Here is a 3,178-nt window from a genome sequence, read left to right as displayed (position 1 = left end):
GGCAGACCAAGACACCCGGCAGCCCTCAACGGCCACCGGGCACCCAGCCCTGCCCCCACCCGCCCTGACCTGCTGCTATTTACGCGTCAGAGGTCATCCGCGTACGGGATCTTCCAAACTGGTGCCATGCCACGCATGCAGCAGCCGCCTACGGCAGGACCACAGACCGAGTAACTGGCTCGGAAGGGAATCGTGTCAGACGTCTGGTCTAGGTTTGGCCTGTGAACCACAGCCGTTCCGACGCCGGGGCGCCCCGCAAGCCTGACTTGCCGCCCTACCAGGTAGTCCTGGCGGAGACTGATTGGGATTCGCTCCAGACGGCTTTCGGGAACGGTGAGGGCCTGCCCAAGATCCTGGCGCGGCTGTTGGAGCCCGATCCCAAGGTTCAGGTCACCGCTTTGTCGGAGCTGAGTGACCTGGTCGGCCACCAGAACACCATCTACGAAGCCACCGCCCCCGTCGCCATGTATATCGCCGGCATCCTCACCCACCCGGCGGCCATGACCCTCCGGCCCTATCGCAACGTCCCCATCCGCGCGACGCTGTTGAACTGGTTGGTTTCCACGGCCTACGACGCCTCCGACGAGATTGTGGGCCGCACGGAGCAGTACTTCCCTGGCTTCCTCACCCCCGGCACCATCGTGGCGGCCTTCCGGGACCTGCGCCCGATGCTTTATCGGGCCGTCGCGCCCTTCCTCCGAGACAGCCACGAGGACGTGCGCGAAGCCGCCGTCATCGCCGCGCTCATTTTCGCCGAGCACCCCGCGCTCGCCGAGCACCGCGATCACCTCGCCGTGCACGCGCGCGCCATCCTGGACACCAGCAGCGACGACCCCAACCGGCGTGTTGCCCGGAAAGCCCTCGACGCATGGGGCCACGACGTCCCCGACCCTGAGCCTTTCCGGGAGGAGCCCTGGGACTGGGGCCCACACAGCGATGGCCGCGGCGATCTCGAACCTCCCTTCTGACCGATGCGCCCTCGGCCCACCGCCGGACCACACGCGCGGCCAGCTGAGTTGCTTCAGGGCAAAGAGAGGTCGTGCCACATCCGTGCCGGAACGGAGGGGGACTCACGGGGAATCGGGGGATGCAGAGGTGCGTGCTACCCGACTCCGCGCAAGGAGGGAACGCGCAGGTCACGCCGTACAGCGCCCACCTCGCTCCTCAAGCGGTGATCGCTCGACCCACCGCTGCAGCCGGGCGCAGGCCACCAGTGCGTTGCCGTCTTCGGTGAGGTAGAGCAGGAAGGTCCATTTCTGATCGGCAGAATCGATCAGCCCTCCGCGCACCGGTCGGCCATGCTCGCGGAGGAGCTGCACCGCTCGTTCCAGCCCAAGAGGTTCGACTCCGTGCAGCCGCATGCGCCGAGGTCGGCGTGCAAAGACCCCGGCATGCTGCTCCGCGGGATGCGTCGTATCCCACACGCTGTAGGTGGCGCCGCTGCGGAGAGCGGCCAGAGCAGCCGCGGACGCCTCGTCGTCACCGGCCAACAGCTTCTCCAGCACATGCCGTTCCATGGTCACCCCGCCGGGATCCTGCGGTACAGCAGCCGGGTACCGCAACCCCAGCGATCGCCCGCGTCCGGTAGCGTCCTCCGGGGCCTGGTAGCGGCCGGGATGGCCGTCACCGACCGATCCGGCTAGAGCTACGGATCAGGTGGCGCCCACGAGATGGGATGGTGCGCGGTCGGCTCTGGCAGGTCATCTGCTGGCCATCGACGAAGCCCGACCATCGGTTAGGTCCCGGACGATTCTCCGGGCCGCCCCCAGACAGGCCGGGGATGCAACCATTCTCTTCAGAGCTGGAACCCCCGGAAGCCGACCGCGCGCTTGAAACCCTAAAGGCCGGCACTGACAACGGCCTTGTACATGATTGGCCGTTGAGCGGTGAGTGTCTAACTGCGTGACAACGCCGCCTCGGGCAGGTTGCGACGGTCACGTCAACCCGCCGGGCCCGCCTGTGGCCCGGGGCGGCGGTACAGCAGCGGCGTACCGCAACCACAGCAACCGCCCCGTCCGTTACCGGCTCTCCGGGGCCTCGTAGCGGCCGGTATGGCCGTTGCTACCCGAACTGGCTAGAGCTACGGATCAGAAGGCTTCTGACCTCCACGGCCGACATCAACAACGCCGAACGGGGGGTACACCAGCGTCCGAGTGTCGCTGTCATCGGAGTGGGACTCGTCGCCATCGGGCGCGTACGGACACCGGCGTCTTGAACGGGTCCATCTGGCGATGACATCAGCGGCTGACACCAACGGGACCGATCATCGGCGAATCCCGGCGGATTTGCCCGGCAGATAGACGCAGCACGGGACCGGATTGGCCATGGTGCGTGGTGCCCACGGACCGACCTGATAAGGATGAGGCCACAGGTTCAAGCCCTGGGGCCGCCCCGGGGCCTCAGCCTGACGGAAGAGGCATCTCGCTTGCCTCGGCAATTGAGACTCCACCCACCTCGGTTACTGTCTGGAGGCCCGAGAGTCGGGCACAGTGAAGGGGAGGGCCGCCGTCGTGTCGATACGAAAGAACTTCGCCAAGCTCTTCAAGAGCACGGCCAAGACCTCTGACGGCAACCTGTTCGCGGTACAGCACCCATGCCAATGCTCGCCGGAGTGGCCCGGCTTGGAGACGACGGCGAACGGGCACATGCTCCCGGCTCAGCCCTCCAGCCACTACAGCGTTCTCACGAACCCGGAGATCGGTCCGTTCGTCGCGCGCTGCACCGGTTGTCGGGCTCGCTATCCCCACCCTTGGGTGATCCCGCAGGATGCGCCGATGCCTTTCGACTGGGCTCGCGATTGAGTACGGGCCGTCTCGGGGCCGTGCGAGGCCAATGACGACCCGTCGGCCGCAGCCGATGAGCTCCCGGAGCTGCGAAAACCCAGGTTGCCAAGATCAATCGCAAGACCCAGACAAGAAGAAGTGGCGCTCCGCGGGCTCTTTGGACACATGCCACAACCGAACGCGGGCCATGCCAGGTGAGTGTCGCGGTGCTCGCCCGCGTGCCCGATCCGTGCCCGTCAAGCCGGTAAACCACGGTCAACAGCGGGTGCCAGGACATCTCTTGGCGCCCGCTACTGCTGTTCAGGCGGTCCTACGTTGTTGGTGGGTTGGACGGGCCGTCGTAAGGTCCAGAGGCCCAGAGACACCGGGTATGGCTTTCAGGCGGTTGCCCTCGA

General features: G+C 66.6%; 3 protein-coding genes. 2 read left to right on the top strand and 1 reads right to left on the bottom strand.

All coding sequences use genetic code 11. The annotated features are described in order from the left end of the window. Nucleotides 1–221: 221 nt before the first annotated feature. Nucleotides 222–968: a hypothetical protein gene (locus AB0I23_RS41345; RefSeq protein ID WP_359118416.1), complete on the top strand. Its 747-nt coding sequence runs from the start codon at nt 222–224 to the stop codon at nt 966–968. Between the two features lie 168 nt (nt 969–1,136). Here the strand turns inward: AB0I23_RS41345 and AB0I23_RS41340 are convergent, their stop codons facing one another. Beyond that, nucleotides 1,137–1,505 (bottom strand): hypothetical protein, encoded by a 369-nt coding sequence (locus tag AB0I23_RS41340; RefSeq protein ID WP_359118414.1) that lies wholly within the window; start codon nt 1,503–1,505, stop codon nt 1,137–1,139. A 1,005-nt stretch (nt 1,506–2,510) separates the two neighbouring features. On the opposite strand from AB0I23_RS41340, the gene AB0I23_RS41335 reads away from it, so the two are divergent. Beyond that, nucleotides 2,511–2,801, top strand: a complete 291-nt coding sequence (locus AB0I23_RS41335; protein ID WP_359118412.1) for a hypothetical protein — start codon at nt 2,511–2,513, stop codon at nt 2,799–2,801. The last annotated feature ends 377 nt before the right edge of the window (nt 2,802–3,178 follow it).

Origin of the sequence: Streptomyces atratus (genome assembly GCF_040655115.1) — a bacterium.
Classification (GTDB): Bacteria; Actinomycetota; Actinomycetes; order Streptomycetales; family Streptomycetaceae; genus Streptomyces; species Streptomyces atratus_D.
This window is presented reverse-complemented; position numbering and strand designations above follow the sequence as displayed.